This window comes from Mycobacterium sp. SMC-4, from assembly GCF_025263265.1.
GTDB lineage: Bacteria > Actinomycetota > Actinomycetes > Mycobacteriales > Mycobacteriaceae > Mycobacterium.
On sequence record NZ_CP079869.1, the window covers coordinates 2,815,336 to 2,840,664 of the forward strand.

The 25,329-nt window shown below is 61.9% G+C and carries 6 protein-coding genes; 2 read left to right on the forward strand and 4 right to left on the reverse strand.

The features are described from left to right. Nucleotides 1-17,175: an Ig-like domain-containing protein gene (locus KXD98_RS13595; protein ID WP_260758904.1), complete on the reverse strand. Its 17,175-nt coding sequence runs from the start codon at nt 17,173-17,175 to the stop codon at nt 1-3. 976 nt (nt 17,176-18,151) lie between these two features. Here KXD98_RS13595 and KXD98_RS13600 point away from each other — a divergent pair. Beyond that, nucleotides 18,152-18,646, forward strand: a complete 495-nt coding sequence (locus tag KXD98_RS13600; RefSeq protein WP_260758905.1) for a VOC family protein — start codon at nt 18,152-18,154, stop codon at nt 18,644-18,646. A 2-nt stretch (nt 18,647-18,648) separates the two neighbouring features. Beyond that, nucleotides 18,649-20,151, forward strand: a complete 1,503-nt coding sequence (locus tag KXD98_RS13605; RefSeq protein ID WP_260765189.1) for an FAD-binding protein — start codon at nt 18,649-18,651, stop codon at nt 20,149-20,151. Here the strand turns inward: KXD98_RS13605 and KXD98_RS13610 are convergent. The 3 genes from KXD98_RS13610 to KXD98_RS13620 form a co-directional block, all read right to left on the reverse strand. After that, nucleotides 20,148-21,140 carry an IS481 family transposase gene (locus tag KXD98_RS13610; RefSeq protein ID WP_260758906.1) on the reverse strand — a complete coding sequence of 331 codons (993 nt, stop codon included), beginning with the start codon at nt 21,138-21,140 and terminating at the stop codon, nt 20,148-20,150. The two genes, KXD98_RS13605 and KXD98_RS13610, sit on opposite strands and share 4 nt — an antisense overlap. 125 nt (nt 21,141-21,265) lie before the next feature. Beyond that, nucleotides 21,266-23,176: an ABC transporter ATP-binding protein/permease gene (locus KXD98_RS13615; protein ID WP_260758908.1), complete on the reverse strand. Its 1,911-nt coding sequence runs from the start codon at nt 23,174-23,176 to the stop codon at nt 21,266-21,268. A 45-nt stretch (nt 23,177-23,221) separates the two neighbouring features. Then, nucleotides 23,222-25,123: an ABC transporter ATP-binding protein/permease gene (locus KXD98_RS13620; RefSeq protein WP_260758910.1), complete on the reverse strand. Its 1,902-nt coding sequence runs from the start codon at nt 25,121-25,123 to the stop codon at nt 23,222-23,224. Nucleotides 25,124-25,329 lie beyond the last annotated feature (206 nt).

Here is a 25,329-nt window from a genome sequence, read left to right on the forward strand (position 1 = left end):
TCAGAAGTCTCTGTCGTGTGAACCGGTCTCGGTAACTGGTGTGGTCAGGATGAGGTTGCCGGCGAGGTCGGTCAGATTCGCCGGCGGGGTCCACCTCATATCGCCGGGGCCCCAGGCGGTGGTGCGGTTGATGGTCAGGAAATTCGGTGTGGTGTAGTTCCCGAGTACGACGGTGATGGTGTTACCGGTCATCGTCATCGTCGACGGCGTCCCGGTTAACCCGTAGTAGATGGTGCCTCCGATCAAGCCGTTGACGTAGTCTCCGCGTCCCAGGTCGACCGATCCCAGCAGCGGGGTGGTGTTGGTTGCGTCGAAGATCTGAAGAGTATCTCGACCGGTCGCAATGCCCAAGAAGCTGTCGTCGTAGACCCGCACCACGACATTGGTGGTGCTGCCGTCCCATCCGGCAAGAACCGAGTTCGGATCGATCGGCTCGCTGAAGGTGAACACGATGGTGTCGCTTTGCTGGATCAGGCTCGTGGTGCCACCACCGTTGCCGGCCTGCACATCGGTCACGCTGGGTCTGACGTTGTCGATGACGGTGATCGTCACGGTCGCGACGTTGCCGTTGGTGATGCCGTCGATGACGGTGTAGGTGAACGAGTCGGTGCCGTTGTAGCCCGAGCTTGGGGTGTAGGTGAATGAGCCGTTGGCGTTGAGGGTCAGGCTGCCGTGGGCGGGTCCACTGACCATCGTGACCGTCAATGTGTCGCCGTCGACGTCGGTGTCGTTGGCCAGCACGCCGGATACCGCGTTGACGCTCAACGCAATGCCCTGGTTGGTGCTGTAACTGTCGTTGTTTGCGACGGGGGCATCGTTGACCGGGGACACTGTGATGCTTACCAACGCGAGCGTGCTGGTCGCCTGGCCGTCCGATGCGGTGTAGGTGAACGAATCCGCACCGTGGAAATCCGGATTCGGGACGTAGGTAAAAGACCCATCGGCGTAGAACACCAGCGCGCCATGAGCCGGGCCGGTCACGATGGTCGCGGTCAGCGAATCACCCTCGGCATCAGAGTCATTGGTCAGCACGTTGCCGTTCAGCACCGCATCCTCGTTGACGGTGAAGTTGTCATTCACTGCGACCGGCGCGTCGTTGACTGGGTTTACGGTGATGGTCACGGTGGCGGTGCCGCTCGTGGCTTGGCCATCAGATGCGATGTAGGTAAATGAATCCGGGCCGTGGTAGTCGGTGTGGGGCGTGTAGGTGAACGAGCCGTTCGGGTTCAGGGTCAGGGTGCCGTGGGCTGGTCCGCTAACGAGAGTGACTGTGAGGGTGTCGCCGTCGATATCAGTGTCGTTGGTGAGCACGTTGCCGACCAGGACGGTGTCCTCGTCGGTGGCGAAGGTGTCGTTGTTCGCGACCGGAGCGTCGTTGACCGCAGTGACGGTGATCGTCACGGTGGCACCACCACTGGCGGCTTGGCCGTCAGACGCGGTATAGGTAAACGAATCCGATCCGTGGAAGTCGGCATCCGGGGTATAGGTAAACGACCCATCCGGGTTGAGCACCAGGCTGCCGTTGGCCGGCCCCACCTCGAGTGTGACGGTCAGATCATCACCATCGATGTCGGTGTCATTGGTCAGCACATTGCCGACCAGGACGGTGTCCTCATCGACGGTGAACGCATCATCCACAGCGACCGGGGCGTCATTCACGGCAGTGACGGTGATCGTCACGAGAGCGGGGTCGCTGGTGGCGGTGCCGTCAGAGGCGGTGTAGGTAAACGAATCCGAACCGTGGAAATCCGGGTTCGGGGTGTAGGTAAACGAACCATCCGCATTCAGCACCAGCGACCCGTTGCTCGGGCCGGCCACCAACTCGACAGTCAACTGGTCGCCATCGACGTCGCTGTCGTTGGTCAGCACATTGCCGGTAAGGACGGTGTCCTCATCGACCGTGAACGCATCATCCACAGCGACGGGGGTGTCGTTGACCGCGGTGACCGTGATGGTCACCGTGGCCACATCGCTGGTGGCGGTGCCGTCGCTGGCGGTGTAGGTGAACGAGTCCGATCCGTGGAAGTCGGCGTCGGGGGTGTAGGTAAACGAACCATCCGCGTTGAGTACCAGCGACCCGTTGCTCGGGCCGTTGACGAGTTCGACGGTCAACTGGTCACCGTCGATGTCGGTGTCGTTGGTGAGCACATTCCCAACCAGGACGGTGTCCTCATCGGTGGTGAAGCTGTCGTCATTGGCGACCGGGCTGTCATTCACTGCAGTGACCGTGATGGTCACCGTGGCAACACCACTCGTCGCGGCGCCGTCATGAGCGGTGTAGGTGAACGAGTCCGTGCCGTGGAAATTAGTGTCCGGGGTATAGGTAAACGACCCATCAGGGTTGAGCACCAGCGACCCGTTGGCCGGGCCGACGACGAGCTCGACGGTCAACTGGTCACCGTCGATGTCGGTGTCGTTGGTGAGCACATTCCCAACCAGGAAGGTGTCCTCATCGGTGGTGAAGCTGTCGTCATTGGCGACCGGGCTGTCATTCACTGCAGTGACCGTGATGGTCACCGTGGCAACACCACTCGCTGCGAGACCATCTGAAGCCGTGTAGGTAAACGAATCGCTGCCGTGGAAATCAGTGTCCGGGGTGTAGGCAAACGAACCATCCGCATTCAACACCAGGCTGCCGTTGCTCGGGCCGGCCACGAGCTCGACGGTCAGGTCATCACCATCGACATCGCTGTCGTTGGTGAGCACATTGCCCAGCAGGACGGTGTCCTCATCGACAGTGAAGCCGTCATCATGGGCAACCGGTGCATCGTTCACTGCAGTGACGGTGATCGTCACGGTGGCAACACCACTCGTCGCGGTGCCGTCGGTGGCGGTGTAGGTGAATGCGTCTATGCCGTGGAAGTCGGTGTTAGGGGTGTAGGTGAATGAGCCATCGGCATTCAACACCAGGGTGCCGTTGCTCGGGCCGGCCACGAGCTCGACGGTCAGGTCATCACCGTCGATGTCGGTATCGTTGGTGAGCACATTTCCGACCAGGACGGTGTCTTCATCGACGGTGAAGCCGTCATCGACGGCGACCGGAGCATCGTTCACTGCAGTGACGGTGATCGTCACTGTCGCCACACCACTCGTCGCGGCGCCGTCATTAGCGGTGTAGGTGAACGAGTCCGTGCCGTGGAAATCAGTGTTTGGGGTGTAGGTGAACGACCCATCGGCATTCAACACCAGGGTGCCGTTGCTCGGGCCGGCCACGACCTCGACGGTCAGGTCATCACCGTCGATGTCGGTGTCGTTGGTGAGGACATTTCCGACCAGGACCGTGTCTTCATCGGTGGCAAATGAGTCGTCGTTCGCGACCGGGGTGTCGTTGACCGCGGTGACCGTGATCGTCACGGTGGCAACACCACTGGCGGAGAGACCATCTGAAGCCGTGTAGGTAAAGGAATCGCTGCCGTGAAAATCAGGGTTCGGGGTGTAGGTAAACGACCCATCCGCATTCAGGGTCAGGGTGCCGTTGCTCGGGCCCGTCACCAACGTGACGGTCAGGTCGTCACCGTCGACATCGCTGTCGTTGGTCAGCACATTCCCAGTGAGGACCGTGTCCTCATCGACCGTGAAAACGTCATCGACCGCCACCGGCGCATCGTTGACCGCGGTGACGGTGATCGTCACCGTCGCCACACCACTCGTCGCGGCACCGTCGGTCGCGGTGTAGGTGAATGCGTCCGTGCCGTGGAAGTCGGTGTTAGGGGTGTAGGTGAATGAGCCATCGGCATTCAACACCAGGGCGCCGTTGCTCGGGCCGGCCACGACCTCGACAGTCAACTGGTCGCCGTCGACATCGGTGTCATTGGTCAGCACATTGCCGACCAACACGGTGTCCTCATCAACGGTGAACGCATCATCAACAGCAACCGGACCATCGTTCACTGCAGTGACGGTGATCGTCACTGTCGCCACACCACTCGTCGCGGCACCGTCATTAGCGGTGTAGGTGAACGAATCGCTGCCGTGGAAATCCTGGTTCGGGGTGTAGGTAAACGACCCATCAGGGTTGAGGGTCAGCGAGCCGTTGGTCGGGCCGCCCACCAGGGTGACGGCCAGGTCATCACCATCGACGTCGCTGTCGTTGATGAGCACATTGCCGACCAGGACCGTGTCTTCATCGGTGGCAAATGAGTCGTCGTTCGCGACCGGGGTGTCATTCACTGCAGTGACCGTGATCGTCACGGTGGCAACACCACTGGCGGAGAGACCATCTGAAGCCGTGTAGGTAAAGGAATCGCTGCCGTGAAAATCAGGGTTCGGGGTGTAGGTAAACGACCCATCCGCATTCAGGGTCAGGGTGCCGTTGCTCGGGCCCGTCACCAACGTGACGGTCAGGTCGTCACCGTCGACATCGCTGTCGTTGGTCAGCACATTCCCAGTGAGGACCGTGTCCTCATCGACCGTGAAAACGTCATCGACCGCCACCGGCGCATCGTTGACCGCGGTGACGGTGATCGTCACTGTCGCCACACCACTCGTCGCGGCGCCGTCGGTCGCGGTGTAGGTGAACGAGTCCGATCCGTGGAAGTCGGCGTCGGGGGTGTAGGTGAACGACCCATCGGCATTCAACGCCAGGCTGCCGTTGGCCGGGCCGGCCACCAACTCGACCGTCAGGTCATCACCATCAACATCGGTGTCGTTGGTCAGCACATTGCCGATCAACACGGTGTCCTCATCAACGGTGAACGCATCATCCACAGCGACGGGGGTGTCGTTGACCGCGGTGACCGTGATCGTCACCGTCGCAACACCACTGGTGGCGGTGCCGTCAGAGGCGGTGTAGGTAAACGAATCGCTGCCGTGGAAATCCTGGTTCGGGGTGTAGGTAAACGACCCATCCGGATTGAGCACCAACGTCCCGTTGGCCGGCCCCACCTCGAGGGTGACGGTCAGGTCATCGCCATCAACATCGGTGTCGTTGGTCAGCACATTGCCCGTGAGGACCGTGTCCTCATCGACGGTGAAGCCATCATCAAAAGCGACCGGGGTGTCGTTCACCGCGGTGACGGTGATCGTCACGGTGGCAACACCACTGGTGGCGGTGCCGTCAGAGGCGGTGTAGGTGAACGAATCGCTGCCGTGGAAATCGTGGTTCGGGGTGTAGGTAAACGAACCATCCGCATTCAACACCAGGCTGCCGTTGGCCGGGCCGGCCACCAACTCGACAGTCAGGTCATCACCATCAACGTCGGTGTCATTGGTCAGCACATTGCCGACCAACACGGTGTCCTCATCCACCGTGAAACCGTCATCATTGGCGACCGGAGCATCATTCACGGCTGTGACCGTGATCGTCACCGTCGCAACACCACTCGACGCGGCGCCGTCACTGGCGGTGTAGGTAAACGAGTCCGATCCGTGGAAATCCTGGTTCGGGGTGTAGGTGAACGAACCATCCGCATTCAACACCAAGGTGCCGTTGGCCGGGCCAGCCACCAACTCGACCGTCAACTGGTCGCCATCGACATCGCTGTCATTGGTCAACACATTGCCGGTAAGGACCGTGTCCTCATCAACCGTGAAGCTGTCATCGACAGCCACCGGCGCATCATTCACGGCAGTGACGGTGATCGTCACGAGAGCGGGGTCGCTGGTGGCGGTGCCGTCAGACGCGGTATAGGTAAACGAGTCCGAACCGTGGAAGTCGGCGTTCGGGGTGTAGGTAAACGAACCATCCGCATTCAGCACCAGCGACCCGTTGCTCGGACCGGCCACCAACTCGACAGTCAGATCATCACCATCAACATCGGTGTCATTGGTCAGCACATTGCCGGTAAGGACCGTGTCCTCATCGACCGTGAAACTGTCATCATTGGCGACCGGAGCATCATTCACGGCAGTGACGGTGATCGTCACGGTGGCAACATCGCTGGTGGCGGTGCTGTCGCTGGCGGTGTAGGTGAACGAGTCCGAACCGTGGAAGTCGGCGTCGGGGGTGTAGGTAAACGACCCATCCGCGTTGAGTACCAGCGACCCGTTGCTCGGGCCGTTGACGAGTTCGACGGTGAGGTCGTCGCCGTCGACGTCGGTGTCATTGGTGAGCACATTGCCGACCAGGACGGTGTCCTCATCGACGGTGAAACTGTCATCCACAGCGACCGGGGCGTCATTCACGGCCGTGACCGTGATCGTCACCGTCGCAACACCACTCGACGCGGTGCCGTCGCCGGCGATGTAGGTAAACGAGTCCGAGCCGTGGAAATCCGCATCTGGGGTGTAGGTAAACGAGCCATCCGCATTGAGCACCAGGCTGCCGTTGGCCGGGCCTGCCACCAACTCGACGGTCAGGTCATCGCCATCGACGTCGCTGTCGTTGGTCAACACATTGCCGACCAACACGGTGTCCTCATCAACGGTGAACGCATCATCGACAGCCACCGGCGCATCATTCACGGCCGTGACCGTGATCGTCACGGTGGCAACACCACTCGACGCGGTGCCGTCGCCGGCGGTGTAGGTAAACGAATCCGAGCCGTGGAAGTCGGCGTCGGGGGTGTAGGTAAACGACCCATCAGCATTCAACACCAGGCTGCCGTTGGCCGGGCCGGCCACCAACTCGACAGTCAGGTCATCACCATCGACATCGCTGTCATTGGTCAGCACATTGCCGACCAACACGGTGTCCTCATCCACCGTGAAACCGTCATCATTGGCGACCGGAGCATCATTCACGGCTGTGACCGTGATCGTCACGGTGGCAACACCACTGGCGGCGGTGCCGTCGCTGGCGGTGTAGGTAAACGAATCCGAACCGTGGAAATCCTGGTTCGGGGTGTAGGTGAACGACCCATCCGCATTCAACACCAGGCTGCCGTTGGCCGGGCCGGCCACCAACTCGACAGTCAGGTCATCACCATCAACGTCGGTGTCATTGGTCAGCACATTGCCGACCAACACGGTGTCCTCATCCACCGTGAAACCGTCATCATTGGCGACCGGAGCATCATTCACGGCCGTGACCGTGATCGTCACCGTCGCAACACCACTCGACGCGGTGCCGTCACTGGCGGTGTAGGTAAACGAGTCCGAACCGTGGAAGTCGGCGTTCGGGGTGTAGGTAAACGAACCATCCGCATTCAGCACCAGCGACCCGTTGCTCGGGCCGGCCACCAACTCGACGGTCAGGTCATCACCATCGACATCGGTGTCATTGGTCAGCACATTGCCGACCAGGACGGTGTCCTCATCGACGGTGAAACTGTCATCATTGGCGACCGGGGCGTCATTCACGGCCGTGACGGTGATCGTCACGGTGGCAACACCACTGGCGGCGGTGCCGTCGCTGGCGGTGTAGGTGAACGAGTCCGAACCGTGGAAATCCTGGTTCGGGGTGTAGGTGAACGACCCATCCGCATTCAACACCAGGTTGCCGTGTTCCGGCCCGACCTCGAGGGCGACGGTGAGGTCATCACCATCGACATCGCTGTCATTGGTCAGCACATTGCCGACCAGGACGGTGTCCTCATCGACGGTGAAACTGTCATCCACAGCGACCGGGGCGTCATTCACGGCCGTGACCGTGATCGTCACGGTGGCAACACCACTCGACGCGGTGCCGTCGCCGGCGGTGTAGGTAAACGAATCCGAGCCGTGGAAGTCGGCGTCGGGGGTGTAGGTAAACGACCCATCCGCATTCAACACCAGGCTGCCGTTGGCCGGGCCGGCCACCAACTCGACAGTCAGGTCATCACCATCGACATCGCTGTCATTGGTCAGCACATTGCCGACCAACACGGTGTCCTCATCAACGGTGAACGCATCATCGACAGCCACCGGCGCATCATTCACGGCCGTGACCGTGATCGTCACGGTGGCAACACCACTGGCGGCGGTGCCGTCGCTGGCGGTGTAGGTAAACGAATCCGAACCGTGGAAATCCTGGTTCGGGGTGTAGGTAAACGACCCATCAGCATTCAACACCAGGCTCCCGTTGGCCGGGCCGGCCACCAACTCGACAGTCAGGTCATCACCATCGACATCGGTGTCATTGGTCAGCACATTGCCGACCAACACGGTGTCCTCATCCACCGTGAAACCGTCATCATTGGCGACCGGAGCATCATTCACGGCCGTGACCGTGATCGTCACCGTCGCAACACCACTCGACGCGGTGCCGTCGCCGGCGGTGTAGGTAAACGAATCCGAACCGTGGAAATCCGCATCCGGGGTGTAGGTGAACGACCCATCCGCATTCAAGACCAGGTTGCCGTGTTCCGGCCCGACCTCGAGGGTGACGGTGAGGTCATCGCCATCGACGTCGCTGTCGTTGGTCAACACATTGCCGACCAACACGGTGTCCTCATCAACGGTGAACGCATCATCCACAGCCACCGGGGCGTCATTCACGGCCGTGACGGTGATGGTCACGGTGGCAACATCGCTGGTGGCGGTGCCGTCGCCGGCGGTGTAGGTAAACGAATCCGAGCCGTGGAAGTCGGCGTCGGGGGTGTAGGTAAACGACCCATCAGCATTCAACACCAGGCTGCCGTTGGCCGGGCCGGCCACCAACTCGACAGTCAGGTCATCACCATCAACGTCGGTGTCATTGGTCAGCACATTGCCGACCAACACGGTGTCCTCATCGGTGGTGAAGCTGTCATCATTGGCGACCGGAGCATCATTCACGGCCGTGACGGTGATCGTCACCGTCGCAACACCACTCGACGCGGCGCCGTCAGAGGCGGTGTAGGTAAACGAATCACTGCCGTGGAAATCAGGGTTCGGGGTGTAGGTAAACGACCCATCCGCATTCAGTACCAGCGACCCGTTGCTCGGGCCAGCCACCAACTCGACAGTCAACTGGTCGCCATCGACATCGCTGTCATTGGTCAGCACATTTCCGACCAGGACCGTGTCCTCATCGACCGTGAATCCGTCATTGTTTGCGACCGGGGTGTCGTTGACCGCGGTCACGGTGATCGTCACCATTACCGGGTCGCTGGTGGCGGTGCCGTCATTAGCGGTATAGGTAAACGAATCGCTGCCGTGGAAATCAGTGTCCGGGGTGTAGGCAAACGACCCATCTGGGTTGAGCACCAGGGTGCCGTTGCTCGGGCCGACCACCAACTCGACCGTCAGGTCATCGCCATCGACATCGCTGTCATTGGTCAGCACATTGCCCAGCAGGACGGTGTCCTCATCGACAGTGAAGCTGTCATCAACAGCGACCGGGGTGTCATTCACCGCGGTCACGGTGATCGTCACGGTGGCAACACCACTGGTGGCGGTGCCGTCAGAGGCGGTGTAGGTAAACGAATCGCTGCCGTGGAAATCCTGGTTCGGGGTGTAGGTAAACGACCCATCAGCATTCAACACCAGGCTCCCGTTGGCCGGGCCGGCCACCAACTCGACGGTCAGGTCATCACCATCAACGTCGGTGTCATTGGTCAGCACATTGCCGACCAACACGGTGTCCTCATCAACGGTGAACGCATCATCGACAGCCACCGGGGCGTCATTCACGGCCGTGACGGTGATGGTGACGGTGGCAACATCGCTGGTGGCGGTGCCGTCGCCGGCGGTGTAGGTAAACGAATCCGAGCCGTGGAAGTCGGCGTCGGGGGTGTAGGTAAACGACCCATCAGCATTCAACACCAGGCTGCCGTTGGCCGGGCCGGCCACCAACTCGACAGTCAGGTCATCACCATCAACGTCGGTGTCATTGGTCAGCACATTGCCGACCAACACGGTGTCCTCATCCACCGTGAAACCGTCATCATTGGCGACCGGAGCATCATTCACGGCCGTGACCGTGATCGTCACCGTCGCAACACCACTCGACGCGGCGCCGTCAGAGGCGGTGTAGGTAAACGAATCACTGCCGTGGAAATCCTGGTTCGGGGTGTAGGTAAACGAACCATCCGCATTCAGTACCAGCGACCCGTTGCTCGGGCCAGCCACCAACTCGACAGTCAACTGGTCGCCATCGACATCGCTGTCATTGGTCAGCACATTTCCGACCAGGACCGTGTCCTCATCGACCGTGAATCCGTCATTGTTTGCGACCGGGGTGTCGTTGACCGCGGTCACGGTGATCGTCACCAGCGCCGGGTCACTGGTCGCGGTGCCGTCATTAGCGGTATAGGTAAACGAATCGCTGCCGTGGAAATCAGTGTCCGGGGTGTAGGCAAACGACCCATCTGGGTTGAGCACCAGGGTGCCGTTGCTCGGGCCGACGACCAACTCGACCGTCAGGTCATCGCCATCGACATCGCTGTCGTTGGTCAGCACATTGCCCAGCAGGACGGTGTCCTCATCGACAGTGAAGCTGTCATCAACAGCGACCGGGGTGTCATTCACCGCGGTCACGGTGATCGTCACCATTGCCGGGTCGCTGGTGGCGGTGCCGTCATTAGCGGTGTAGGTAAACGAATCGCTGCCGTGGAAATCAGGGTTCGGGGTGTAGGTAAACGACCCATCTGGGTTGAGGGTCAGGGTGCCGTTGCTCGGGCCGGCCACCAACTCGACGGTCAGCTGATCGCCGTCGACGTCGGTGTCGTTGGTGAGCACATTCCCAACCAGGACCGTGTCCTCATCAACGGTGAAAACGTCATCATTGGCGACCGGAGCATCATTCACGGCCGTGACCGTGATCGTCACCGTCGCAACACCACTCGACGCGGTGCCGTCAGACGCGGTGTAGGTAAACGAATCACTGCCGTGGAAATCCTGGTTCGGGGTGTAAATGAACGACCCATCGGCGTTCAAGACCAGGCTGCCGTGTTCCGGCCCGGTCTCGAGGGTGACGGTGAGGTTGTCGCCGTCGATGTCGGTGTCGTTGGTGAGCACGTCGCCGACCAGGACCGTGTCTTCATCGGTGGCAAATGAGTCGTCGTTCGCGACCGGGGTGTCGTTGACCGCGGTGACCGTGATCGTCACGGTGGCAACACCACTGGCGGAGAGACCATCTGAAGCCGTGTAGGTAAAGGAATCGCTGCCGTGAAAATCAGGGTTCGGGGTGTAGGTAAACGAACCATCCGCATTCAACACCAGGCTGCCGTTGGCCGGGCCGGCCACCAACTCGACAGTCAGGTCATCACCATCAACGTCGGTGCCATTGGTCAGCACATTGCCGACCAACACGGTGTCCTCATCAACGGTGAACGCATCATCCACAGCGACGGGGGTGTCGTTGACCGCGGTCACGGTGATCGTCACCGTCGCAACACCACTGGCGGCGGTGCCGTCGGTGGCGGTGTAGGTAAACGAGTCCGAACCGTGGAAATCCTGGTTCGGGGTGTAGGTAAACGACCCATCAGCATTCAACACCAGGCTCCCGTTGGCCGGGCCGGCCACCAGCTCGGCAGTCAACTGGTCGCCATCGACATCGCTGTCATTGGTCAGCACATTCCCAGTGAGGACCGTGTCCTCATCGGTGGTGAAACTGTCGTCATTGGCGACCGGGATGTCATTCACTGCAGTGACGGTGATCGTCACGAGAGCGGGGTCGCTGGTGGCGGTGCCGTCGGTGGCGGTGTAGGTAAACGAGTCCGATCCGTGGAAATCAGGGTTCGGGGTGTAGGTAAACGACCCATCCGCATTCAGGGTCAGGGTGCCGTTGCTCGGGCCGGCCACCAACTCGACGGTCAACTGGTCGCCGTCGACATCGCTGTCATTGGTCAGCACATTGCCCGTGAGGACCGTGTCCTCATCGACGGTGAAGCCATCATCAAAAGCGACCGGGGTGTCGTTCACCGCGGTGACGGTGATCGTCACGGTGGCAACACCACTGGTGGCGGTGCCGTCAGAGGCGGTGTAGGTGAACGAATCGCTGCCGTGGAAATCCTGGTTCGGGGTGTAGGTAAACGAACCATCCGCATTCAACACCAGGCTGCCGTTGGCCGCGCCGGCCAACAACTCGACAGTCAGGTCATCACCATCAACGTCGGTGTCATTGGTCAGCACATTGCCGACCAACACGGTGTCCTCATCCACCGTGAAACCGTCATCATTGGCGACCGGAGCATCATTCACGGCCGTGACCGTGATCGTCACCGTCGCAACACCACTCGACGCGGCGCCGTCACTGGCGGTGTAGGTAAACGAATCCGAACCGTGGAAATCCTGGTTCGGGGTGTAGGTAAACGACCCATCCGCATTCAACACCAGGCTGCCGTTGCTCGGGCCGGCCACCAACTCGACAGTCAGGTCATCACCATCAACGTCGGTGTCATTGGTCAGCACATTGCCGACCAACACGGTGTCCTCATCCACCGTGAAACCGTCATCATTGGCGACCGGAGCATCATTCACGGCCGTGACCGTGATCGTCACCGTCGCAACACCACTCGACGCGGCGCCGTCAGAGGCGGTGTAGGTAAACGAATCACTGCCGTGGAAATCCTGGTTCGGGGTGTAGGTAAACGAACCATCCGCATTCAGTACCAGCGACCCGTTGCTCGGGCCAGCCACCAACTCGACAGTCAACTGGTCGCCATCGACATCGCTGTCATTGGTCAGCACATTTCCGACCAGGACCGTGTCCTCATCGACCGTGAATCCGTCATTGTTTGCGACCGGGGTGTCGTTGACCGCGGTCACGGTGATCGTCACCATTACCGGGTCGCTGGTGGCGGTGCCGTCATTAGCGGTATAGGTAAACGAATCGCTGCCGTGGAAATCAGTGTCCGGGGTGTAGGCAAACGACCCATCCGGGTTGAGGGTCAGGGTGCCGTTGCTCGGGCCGGCCACCAACTCGACGGTCAACTGGTCGCCATCGACATCGCTGTCATTGGTCAACACATTGCCGACCAACACGGTGTCCTCATCAACGGTGAACGCATCATCCACAGCGACGGGGGTGTCGTTGACCGCGGTGACGGTGATCGTCACGGTGGCCACATCGCTGGTGGCTTGGCCGTCAGACGCGGTGTAGGTAAACGAATCCGAACCGTGGAAATCCGCACCCGGGGTATAGGTAAACGACCCATCCGCATTCAACACCAACGACCCATTACTCGGACCGGCCACCAACTCGACAGTCAGGTCATCACCATCAACATCGCTGTCATTGGTCAGCACATTGCCGACCAGGACGGTGTCCTCATCGACCGTGAAGCTGTCATCGACAGCCACCGGCGCATCATTCACGGCCGTGACCGTGATCGTCACCGTTGCCGGGTCGCTGGTGGCGGTGCCGTCAGACGCGATGTACGTGAACGAATCGCTGCCGTGGAAATCCGCGTCCGGGGTATAGGTGAACGACCCATCCGCATTCAACACCAAGGTGCCGTTGGCCGGGCCGACCACCAGATCGACCGTCAACTGGTCGCCGTCAACATCGCTGTCATTGGTCAGCACATTGCCGACCAACACGGTGTCCTCATCGACCGTGAAACTGTCATCAACAGCGACCGGGGTGTCATTGACCGCGGTGACGGTGATCGTCACCGTTGCAGTGCCGCTCGTCGCTTGGCCATCAGAGGCGGTGTAGGTAAACGAATCCGAACCGTGGAAATCCGCACCCGGGGTATAGGTAAACGACCCATCCGCATTCAACACCAACGACCCATTACTCGGACCGGCCACCAACTCGACAGTCAGGTCATCGCCATCGACATCGGTGTCATTGGTGAGCACATTGCCGACCAGGACGGTGTCCTCATCGACGGTGAACGCATCATCGACAGCCACCGGCGCATCATTCACGGCAGTGACCGTGATCGTCACGGTGGCAACACCACTGGCGGCTTGGCCGTCAGACGCGGTATAGGTAAACGAATCCGTGCCGTGGAAATCCGCATCCGGAGTGTAGGTAAACGACCCATCCGGGTTGAGCACCAGGCTGCCGTTGGCCGGGCCCACCTCGAGGGTGACGGTGAGGTCATCGCCATCGACATCGGTGTCATTGGTGAGCACATTGCCGACCAGGACGGTGTCCTCATCAACGGTGAACGCATCATCCACAGCGACGGGGGTGTCGTTGACCGCGGTGACGGTGATCGTCACCGTCGCAACACCACTCGACGCGGTGCCGTCGCCAGTGGTGTACGTGAACGAATCGCTGCCGTGGAAATCCGCATCTGGGGTGTAGGTAAACGAGCCATCCGCATTCAACACCAGGCTGCCATTAGCCGGGCCCACCTCGAGGGTGACGGTCAGGTCATCACCATCAACATCGGTGTCATTGGTCAGCACATTGCCGACCAGGACGGTGTCCTCATCAACGGTGAACGCATCATCCACAGCGACGGGGGTGTCGTTGACCGCGGTGACGGTGATCGTCACCGTCGCAACACCACTCGACGCGGTGCCGTCGCCAGTGGTGTACGTGAACGAATCGCTGCCGTGGAAATCCGCATCCGGAGTGTAGGTAAACGACCCATCCGCATTCAACACCAGGCTGCCATTAGCCGGGCCCACCTCGAGGGTGACGGTCAGGTCATCACCATCAACATCGGTGTCATTGGTCAGCACATTGCCGACCAGGACGGTGTCCTCATCAACCATGAACGCATCATCGACAGCCACCGGCGCATCATTCACGGCCGTGACCGTGATCGTCACCGTCGCAACACCACTCGACGCGGTGCCGTCGCCAGCGGTGTACGTGAACGAATCGCTGCCGTGGAAATCCGCATCCGGAGTGTAGGTAAACGACCCATCCGCATTCAACACCAGGCTGCCATTAGCCGGGCCCACCTCGAGGGTGACGGTCAGGTCATCACCATCAACATCGGTGTCATTGGTCAGCACATTGCCGACCAGGACCGTGTCCTCATCGACGGTGAAACTGTCATCCACAGCCACCGGCGCATCATTCACGGCAGTGACGGTGATCGTCACGGTGGCAACACCACTGGCGGCTTGGCCGTCAGAGGCGGTGTAGGTAAACGAATCCGAACCGTGGAAATCCTGGTTCGGGGTGTAGGTAAACGACCCATCCGCATTTAACACCAACGACCCGTTGCTCGGACCGGACACCAGCTCGGCAGTCAACTGGTCGCCGTCGACATCGGTGTCATTGGTCAGCACATTCCCAGTGAGGACGGTGTCCTCATCGACCGTGAAACCGTCATCATTGGCGACCGGAGCATCATTCACGGCCGTGACCGTGATCGTCACCGTGGCGACACCACTCGACGCGGCACCGTCGGTGGCGGTGTAGGTGAACGAATCCGAACCGTGGAAATCCTGGTTCGGGGTGTAGCTGAACGACCCGTTCGCATTCAGCACCAGCGACCCGTTGGCCGGGCCGGCCACCAGGGTGACGGTCAGCTGACCACCGTCGACATCGGTGTCGTTGTCCAAGACGTTGCCGACCAGGACGGTGTCCTCATCGACAGTGAAGCTGTCATCGGCAACAACCGGACCATCGTTGACCGCGGTCACGGTGATCGTCACCAGCGCCGGGTCACTGGTGGCGGTGCCGTCATTAGCGGTGTAGGTAAACGAATCCGTGCCGTGGAAATCAGTGTTCGGGGTGTAGGTAAACGAGCCGTCCGCGTTAAGGATCAGCGAGCCGTTCGTCGGGCCGCCCACCAGGATGACGGTCAACTGATCGCCGTCAACATCACTGTCGTTGCTCAAGACGTTGCCGACCAGGACGGTGTCCTCATCGACAGTGAAGCCGTCATCAACAGCAACCGGCGTGTCGTTGACCGCGGTGACGGTGATCGTCACCGTCGCCACACTGCTGGTGGCGACGCCGTCAGAAGCGATATAGGTGAACGAGTCGGTCCCGTGAAAGTCGGTAGCAGGCGTATAGATAAACGACCCATCGGAATTCAACATGAGGTTGCCGTTGACCGGACCGTCGAGCAGCGAAGCAGTAAGTGGGTCGCCGTCGACATCGCTGTCATTGGCCAGGACATTGCCGACCAGGACGGTGTCCTCATCGACAGTGAAGGAGTCGTCGACGGCGATCGGGGTGTCGTTGACCGCGGTGACGGTGATCGTCACGGTGGCAACACCACTCGTCGTGACTCCATCGCTTGCGGTGTAGGTGAACGAGTCGGTCCCGTGAAAATCAGCAACAGGCGTATAGATAAACGACCCATCGGTGTTCAGCACCAGGTCGCCGCGCAATGGACCGTTGACCAGGGTTGCGCTCAGGTTGTCGCCGTCAGCATCGAAGTCGTTGGCCAACAGCCCGTCCTCGGCCGCCACGGTCAGGACGCCGTCCTCGGCAACGGTGTACAGGTCCCCGACAGGGACAGGTGTCGCGTTGGCGGACGACACCGTGATGGTGATGGTTGCCTTGTTCGTATGCCCGCGGTCGGGAAGGAGGAAGCCGAGGAGGCCGTGGAAGTGCAGGCACCCGGTCTTGTCGGTGACAGTGACCACGAAGGAATCAGTTCCGGTGAAGCCATCGATCGGGGCGTAAACATAGGTGCCGGTGGCTTGATCGATGGTTACCGTGCCATGAGCAGGACCGTTGGGCGTGCCCAGGCCTGGCACTGTGTAGATCAGACGATCACCGTCAGGATCAACGGCACCAAAAGAGATCGGATTACTGACCTCGCCGGCGTTGAGGACGAGGGTGATTTCTTGAGAACGAATCTGCGGCCGACGGTTGAAGAACGTGCGCTGGATCTCTTGGCGAATCCAGGCCAGGGCGATCGCGAGAAGAGAAGGAGCGGGGGGCGCGGCCGGACTTGGCGCCAGAAACGGAGTCAACAAGGCAGAGACGAAAGCTTTGACCACCGCGACCGCGGGACTCGCTGCGGCGAGCTGGCGGAATGGATGCCGTCGCTCCTGCGGCGGTGACACATTGCCGAAGGCGGCAACGTCAACAGTGCTGGCCATCATGGTGAAGTGACTCTCCCCAGAGTCATCTTCCGGAGTGAGGCTCAGCAACGTCGGGGCTTGGCTGGAATGGGCCAGTGATTCGGACTCGTTGGTCGACGTTCGGAAATCCTCGCCGGGAAGCGTGGGGTCGGTGTGCACGCCTCGATCGCGACGTTCGTCGGAGATTATTTGGCCGCCGCTCGAGTCAGGCTGCGATGTCTCAGCCGTCACATCGTTGGACGGTGGACCATCGACGGCGCCGTCAGACACCGCGTCGACGACGACGGACTCCCCGAGAACTAGAACCGAATCGACGTAAACGTTGTCCTCGGTTGTGCTGGTTTGCTCGGTGTCGTCGCTCAGCGCTCCAGCTGGCGTCGAACCTTGGCCGGATACTCCGCCGTCATCCTCGATGGAGCTATCGGCCTTGTCGACCAACGTGGCTCCGCGCGCGGTACCCGCATTTGACGGCTCGGAGTCATCCGTCGAAGCTCCGGCACGCGCGACCGATGTGGTCTGCTTGGTCGTGTTTCCGTCCTCGGACGTTGCACGGCGGTCCTTCGGACTTGTCCCAGAAGATTGAGTGGGACCATCAGCCGATCGAGAGTTCGCGCTGTCGGTTGTGTCGGCATGAGCCACCCCGATCCCGTGGCCGCTGCTGACGAACGCACCCACTCCGAGGGCAACCGCCAGTGCGCCGACCCGACCGACGTATTTGGTGTAAGCGGATACGCCGAAGCCGACAGAGGTTGGATCAGGGACCGAGCTGGCCGGATCCACACGAAACGACGGGTACCGGCCCTGGACGCGGTCAACCCGCCTCGCCTTGCGATGACGGGGCTTGCCGGGCGCACGGGCGCGTCCACAGGGGGAGGTCATGGGCAGCGGGGACCGCTACTGCGTTCGTCAGTGGCATCCGACGTGGCTAGGAGACGTATGACTGCTTCGCTTATTGCACACGGTGGGGGGCATATAGCAAATTTACGCTAGCGAAGATCAACTTGTCACCCGTTGAACGAAAACAATCTTCTGGCTGCTACGTTGGGACACCTTGTCGACGGAAAACGTGTCGTGCAGCTCAAAATCTGGCCAATTTACGCCGACATCTTGCATGATCGCGACGGATTCACCGGAAACTATTGCGCGACGGTTAGTCGCGTAATAGACTTCGCGACTCGCTGAGTCACGCCGAGAACGTGGAATCTGGCTACTGAGCTGAGCTAGTGATTAAGATTCGCGGTCTTTGGGCATTCACGATTGCTGCTGAGTCGGCGCCCAGGCGGGCGCGCCGTCGACTGGGCGACCGAGACTGCGCGGCTGCGATCGGACGACTGGTACGCGGCGCGCTGCGACCATCGCGGTGAACTAGAACACGTTCTAGCCAGCGCGGCCTGCTGGCGATATTCTCGAACGGATGCCAAACCAGACACCTGTCCAGATTGCATGGGTGACGAACGACCTCGACGCCACCGAGGCCATGTTGACCGCGTTGCTCGGCGCCAAGAGCTGGGTGCGGATGCCCGCTGTGCACTTCGGTCCCGACACCTGCACCCACCGCGGCGCCCCCGCCGATTTCGTCGCCGATATCTCACTGAGCTATGCCGGCGACACTCAGCTCGAACTGATCGCGCCGGTTTCAGGTCAGAGCATCTATACCGAGTTTCTCGACAACGGAGGGCCCGGCCTGCACCACATCTGCGTCGAGGTCGCTGACCCAGCCGGCCTGGCCGACGCGGTGGCCGCAGCGCAGGACGAGGGAGCCTCGGTTGTTGCCACCGGCACCATGGCGGGAGGCATGGAGTTCGCCTACGTCTCTGCCCGGGACTCCGGGGTCCCCTACCTCGAAATCGCTTACATTCCAGCGCAGATCCGCGCATTTTTCGACCACGTGAAGCAGGAGCAGAAGTGACCATGAACAACGTTCCCGGCACCGTCAACGTCGGCGCGGTCGGCGAATGGTCGGAACAGGCCGACGTCGTGGTGCTGGGATTCGGTATCGCCGGTGGGTGCGCTGCGGTCAGCGCGGCCGCCGCCGGCGCGAAGGTCCTAGTGCTGGAGAAGGCGGCCGCCGCCGGCGGCACCACCTCGATGGCCGGCGGACACTTCTACCTCGGCGGGGGGACAGCCGTGCAGAACGCCACCGGCCACGAGGACTCGGCCGAGGAGATGTACAAGTACTTGGTGTCGCAATCGCGCGACCCCGAGCACGACAAGATCCGGGCCTACTGTGATGGCAGCGTCGAGCACTTCGAGTGGCTCGAGGGACTCGGCTTCCAGTTCGAGCGCAGTTACTACCCAGGCAAGGTCGTCGTGCCGCCGGGGACCGAAGGGCTCTCCTACACCGGCAACGAGAAGGTCTGGCCGTTCTGCGAGCAGGCGAAGCCGGCGCCACGCGGCCACTCGGTGCCGGTGCCCGGCGAACTCGGTGGCGCGGCCATGGTGATCGAATTGCTGCTGAAGCGTGCTGCCGAACTCGGTGTACAGATCCGGTACGAAACCGGTGCCACCGCACTGGTGCTCGGCGACGACGGCGCCGTCGCCGGGGTGGCGTGGAAGCACTTCAGCGAGACCGGGTACGTCAAGGCGGGTGCGGTCGTCATCGCCGCCGGCGGCTTCGCGATGAACGACGAGATGGTGGCCAAATACACGCCCGCCCTGGGACAGCAACGCAAGACCAAGCACCACGGCACCGTCGCGCCCTACATCCTGGGCAACCCCAACGATGACGGCCTGGGCATCGGTCTGGGCGTTTCGGCCGGCGGCGTCGCGGTCAACATGGACCAGTTGTTCATCACCGCGGCGGCCTACCCACCCGAGATTCTGATCACCGGTGTCATCGTCAACAAGGACGGCCGGCGTTTCGTCGCCGAGGACTCCTACCACTCGCGCACCTCGGCGTTCGTACTCGAGCAGCCCGATCAGACTGCGTACCTGATCGTCGACGAGGCGCACATGCAGATGCCAGAGATGCCGCTGATCAAATTTATCGACGGATGGGAGACCGTCTCCGAGATGGAATCCGCGCTGGGCATTCCGACTGGCAACCTCGCCGCGACGTTGGACCGTTACAACGCCGACGCGGCGGCCGGTGTCGACCCCGAGTTCCACAAGCAGCCGGAATACCTTGCCGCACAGGACCACGGGCCATGGGCCGCATTCGACCTGTCGCTCGGTCGGGCGATGTACTCCGGATTCACGATGGGCGGACTGAAGGTGTCGGTGGACGGCGAAGTGCTCCGCGACGACGGCTCGGCGATCGCCGGCCTGTATGCCGCCGGCGCATGCGCGTCCAACATCGCCCAGGACGGTAAGGGCTATGCCAGCGGCACGCAGCTCGGTGAAGGCTCGTTCTTCGGTCGGCGGGCCGGAACGCACGCAGCCCAACGGACGGCTGCGCACACCGCCGACGCCTAGGTGTACTGCCCAGGCAGGTTGATCAATCGGGTGATGGGTGGGACCTTGCCGATCGCCGAGTGTTGCCGATGGTGATTGTAGGTGTGTAGCCAGCCTGGCAGTGCTGAGCGACGGGTGCGTTCGTCGCGGTAGTGGCGGGCAAACGCCCATTCGTTGGCCATCGTGCGGTGAAATCTCTCGATCTTGCCGTTGGTCTGCGGCCGGTAGGGCCGAGTGCGGACGTGTTTGATCTGCAGCTCGGCGCAGGTATCGCGCCAGACGAAGGAGCGGTAGCAGCCACCATTGTCGGAGAGCACTCGACTGACCGTGACTCCGCGAGCGGCGAACCACCCCACGGCGCGTCGTAATACCGCGGCGGCTGTAGTGGCCGTTTCATCGTCGTGAATCTCGGCGTAAGCAACCCGTGAGTGATCGTCGATCACGGTGTGCACGAATGCATGTCCGATCAGCTCGTGGTGGTACTTGCTGCGAGCCTTGCCCGGGGTTAGGCGTCGATTCTTCCCGCCTTGCGCGCGACCGACGAAGCGCCATCCGCCGCCGAAGGGGATGTTGCCGAGCTTCTTGACATCAACGTGAATCATTGCGCCGGGCTGGCCATGTTCGTACCGACGGATCATCTCGCCGGTGCGAATATCGACGTGTGACAGATGGTTCAGGCGGCACCGCACCAGTACGGCATGCACGGTAGACGCGGCCATCGACAGTCGCGACGCGATCGCCAGCGGTGAGAGCCGATGTCTCCATCGCAGCTCAACGATCTTGCGCACAATTGCCGAAGGTGTGCGATGGGGGCAGTGATGGGGCCGGCTGGATCGATCTGCCATGCCCGCCGGACCCATTTCCAGATAACGGACCGCCCAGCGTTTGGCCGTCGGCCAGGACACGTGGAAGTGCTCGGCGGCCCGAACGATCGGCCAGCCCTCGTCGACGATCAGACGAGCGAGCATCAAGCGCCCGCGCGGAGTCAGAACAGCGTTAGCGTGGACCACGAAGGTCTCCTGTTCGTTGAAGTGAAGTGGTAGCAGCTCCACTCCACGACAGGAGACCTTCGCCGATCAACGATCGCTATAGCGCGTCGTCACACTTTCTCAACCAACCTGCCTGGGCAGTACACCTAGCGCGCGCCTGCCGTCGCGCCCAGCTGCCACTCGCCGCCCCCGACCAGCTTCAGCTCGCGAGTGTGGTGCTGCTCGACGGAGCTGCGGTGACTGACGCTGACCAAAATGGTGTCGGGCAATTCGCTGCGCACCAACCGATACAGCGTCAGCTCAAGACCCTCGTCGAGTGCCGATGTCGACTCATCAAGGAACACTGCCTGCGGTTTGGTCAGCAGGATCCGGGCGAACGCGATGCGCTGCTGTTCACCCGGGGACAGCACCTTGGCCCAGTCCTGCTCCTCGTCGAGTCGGTCAGCCAGATGTGGCAGCGCGACCTGGTTGAGCACCTCACGCAGCGACTCGTCGGGCAGATCACCGGACTTTGCGGGGTAGGAAACCACCGTGCGCAGGTCGCCCAGCGGCACATAGGGCAGCTGGGACAAGTAGAGAGTCGAGTTGTCCTCGCCCGGAGCCCGGATGGTGCCCGATGCATAGGGCCACAGCTGTCCCAAGCTGCGCAACAACGTGGTCTTCCCGCTGCCCGAGGGGCCGGTGACCATCAGCGCGTCGCCGGGTTCCAACGTCAGATCCAGCGGTCGCACCAGCTGTCGGCCGTCGGGGGTGCGGACCTCGACGTCGTCGAGTTCGACACGACCGCCATGGGAATCCTCGGCGTTCAGTGTGGGCAGCTGCCGGCCTTCCTCGTTGGCCACCACCAGGCCGTGCAGCCGGATGATGGCGGCACGGTAGCCGGCGAAGTCGTCGTAGGCGTTTCGGAAGAACGACAGACCCGACAGGATCTCGCGGAACGCGCTGGCGGTCTGCGACAGCTGCCCCAGCGTGATCTCACCGTTGTAGAACCGGGAAAACTGCACGACGTAGGGGATGAGCTCCTGGGCCTGGCTGATCGACAAGTTCCAGCCGAGGAACCCGGCCATCCGGTTGACGTAGCGCTTGTAGTTGTCGATCACCGGCCGGAAGAGCCGGCGCAGCCCGGTGCGCTCGGCGATCTCGCCGCGGTAGAAGGCCACCGCCTCCGCGGCATCGCGCAGCCGCACCAGCGCGTAGCGGAACGCGGCATTGAACTTCTCGTTGCGGAACGCCAACGTGATGATCGGTCGGCCGATCCAGAACGCGATCACGGTGGCGAACAGTATGTAGGCGATGCCGATCCAGAACATCGCCTTGGGCAGCTGAACCCCGATCAACGGCAAGGTCACCGGTCCGGACAGATTCCACAGGATCGCGGTGAACGAGATCATCGCGGCGATCGAGGACACGGCCCCGAACAGCAACGTCGATGCCGACGTGTTGTTCGGGCGGTTGGGCAGCGGGCCGACACCGGTGGTGAAGATGTCGATGTCCATCTGGATGCGCTGATCCGGGTTGTCGATGGTGTCGTCGATAAAGCGCGAGCGGTAATACGCCTTTCCTTCGAGCCAGTCGTCGGTCAATCGGTCGGTCAGCCAGGCGCGCCACCGCAACATAAACCGCTGGGTGACCATCAGGTCGATCATGATCTTTGCGACGTTGATGACCGCCAGTACCGCGAAAACGCCCATGGACAACCAGAACCCGTCGCGGCCCGACGTCCGCACCGCGTCGTCACCGGCGCCGACCCCGGCGGCGATCACCTGGAAGCTGGTCATCATGTCGTTGCCCTGGAAGGTGAACAACACCGACAAGCGCACGCTGGTGATCACCAGGAGCAGAATTCCTGCCAACCACAGCCACACGATGACGCTGTCAGGCCCGGTGAAGTAGCCCCGGGTGACCCGCCAGAACTGCCGCCCCCACACCGTGTACCGCGTGATGAGCACCAGCGCCACCATGGTGGCGACCGCGGCGTAAGCCCACCCCTGGGCGATCCACCACAGCGAGGTCCACAGCTCATTGCCCCAGTCCAGCGACGGGGTGAACGTTTCCATGCGGAGCAAAGTACCGCGCCGTCAGCCCCACAGCGGGATGGGGCGTTATCCCGACGGCGCGAGTCGCTCCAGGTGCCAAGCCCCGTCACCGACAAGCGCGAGACGGCTGCTGTGGAACGGGTGCACGCTGCTGCGGTGGCTGACGCTGACGATGACCGTGTCGGGCAGCGCGACGCGCAACAGCTGGTAGAGCATCAGCTCCAACCCTTCGTCCAGCGCGGAGGTCGATTCGTCGAGAAACACCGCCGCCGGCCGGCTCAGCAGAATCCGGGCGAACGCAATGCGCTGCTGTTCGCCGACCGACAGCGCATGGGCCCAGTCCTTGTCCTCGTTGAGCCGGATGACCAGAGGACCCAGCGCGACGTCCAGCAGGGCCTTCTGAATACTCTTGTCGTCCACCGATCCCGGCTGCTGCGGATAGGTCACGACGGTACGGAGGTCACCGGCGGGCAGGTAGGGCAGCTGCGGGACGAACATCACCTCGTCGCGGCCGCCGGGCAAACGGACCCGACCCGAGGCGAACGGCCACAGTCCGGCAAGGCTCTGCAGCAGCACCGACTTGCCGATCCCCGATTCACCGGTGATCACCAGGGCCTCGCCAGGCGCCACAGTCACGTCCAGGTCGTGCACCAGCGGGATGCCGTCGGGCCGCCGCACTGTGACACCGACAACCTCGACCGGTCCGCTGGAGGGCTCGATGTGGACGCTGCTGAAACTGCTTGCCCGATCGTTCTGTTCGGCGAGGCCGTCGAGACGGATGATGGCCGCCCGGTAGCTGGCGAACTGGTCGTAGGCATTGCGGAAGAACGACAACGATTCGTGGATCGCACCGAAGGCGTTCGACGACTGCCACACGTCGCCGAATGAGATGCGCTGCGCAAACAGGCCTTGCGCCTGCACCAGCCAGGGCAGCGGATTGATCGCCTGGCTGACCGACACGTTCCAGCCGAAGAACAGCATCATCCGGTTCAGCCAGTGCCGATAATTCGTCATCACATCGTCGAGCCGGCCGCGCAGCAGCGATTTCTCCGCTGGTTCACCGCGGTACAGCCCGATCGCCGCTCCCGCATCGCGGACCCGGACCAGCCCGTAGCGGAACGCCGCGTTACGACGCTCGTTGAGGTAGCTGAACCGAATGAGCGGGCGCCCGATCGCGAATGCCACGATCGTGGCGACGAGAACATAGACCAGCACCACCCAGAACAGCGCGCGCGGCACGGTGGTGGCACCGAGGGTCACGGGTTCGGAGAGCCGCCACAGGATCGGGCCGAACGACAGCACCGAAAGCACGGCCTGCACGGCACCGAACAACAGAGTGTCACTGGAGTTGTAGATCGGGTTGTTCTGGTTGGCGCCGACGCCTGTGGTGAAGATGTCGACATCCTGCTGAATGCGTTGATCCGGGTTGTCGATCGGTCGTCCGGCGAACTGAGCGCGGAAGTACGCCAGATCACCGAGCCAGCCGTCGATGAGGCGGCGGCTCAGCCAGATCCGCCACCGCATGATGAATCGCTGGGTGAGATACAGATCGAACAGCAGGCGCACCAGAAAACACCCGGCAAGTACCGCGAACACCAGCATGGTTGCCCAGAAGCCGGCGATGCCGCTGGCCCGGCCCGGATCGGCCGGGCCGCTGGAGAAGGCCACCTGCAGCGAGGTGAACAGGTCGTTGACGTAGTAGGTGAGTAGCACATTGATACGCACCGAAATGATGACCGACAGCAACAGCAGCCCGATCATGATCCACACGACCGCGCTTCGCCGACCGGTGAAGTAGCCGCCCGAAACCCGCCAGAACTGTCGTCCCCACTCGGTGAAGCGACCGATCAGCGCCAGCACGACGAGCAGGCCGACCGCGGTGAACCCCCATGTGGTGGCCACCCACGCCGCCGACGCGAAGACTTCACGGCTCCAGTCCAGCGAGGGCTGGAACGTCTGGGTGTCCACGTGTGCGACCTCCCCCCGAGAGCAGAACCAGCCTGCGGCGAAGCTACCGCAGCGACCAGGCTGTGTACCGGCGACCCGCAGACGCATCCGTGCGCGGCAAGCCACCCCTCGGGCCGCGTACCGTGATCGTGTGGCACGCACCTCCTCGAAGACGTCAAAGAAAGCTGGATCCGCGCCGGGGGCCAAGCTCAAGACCGGACGCTCGA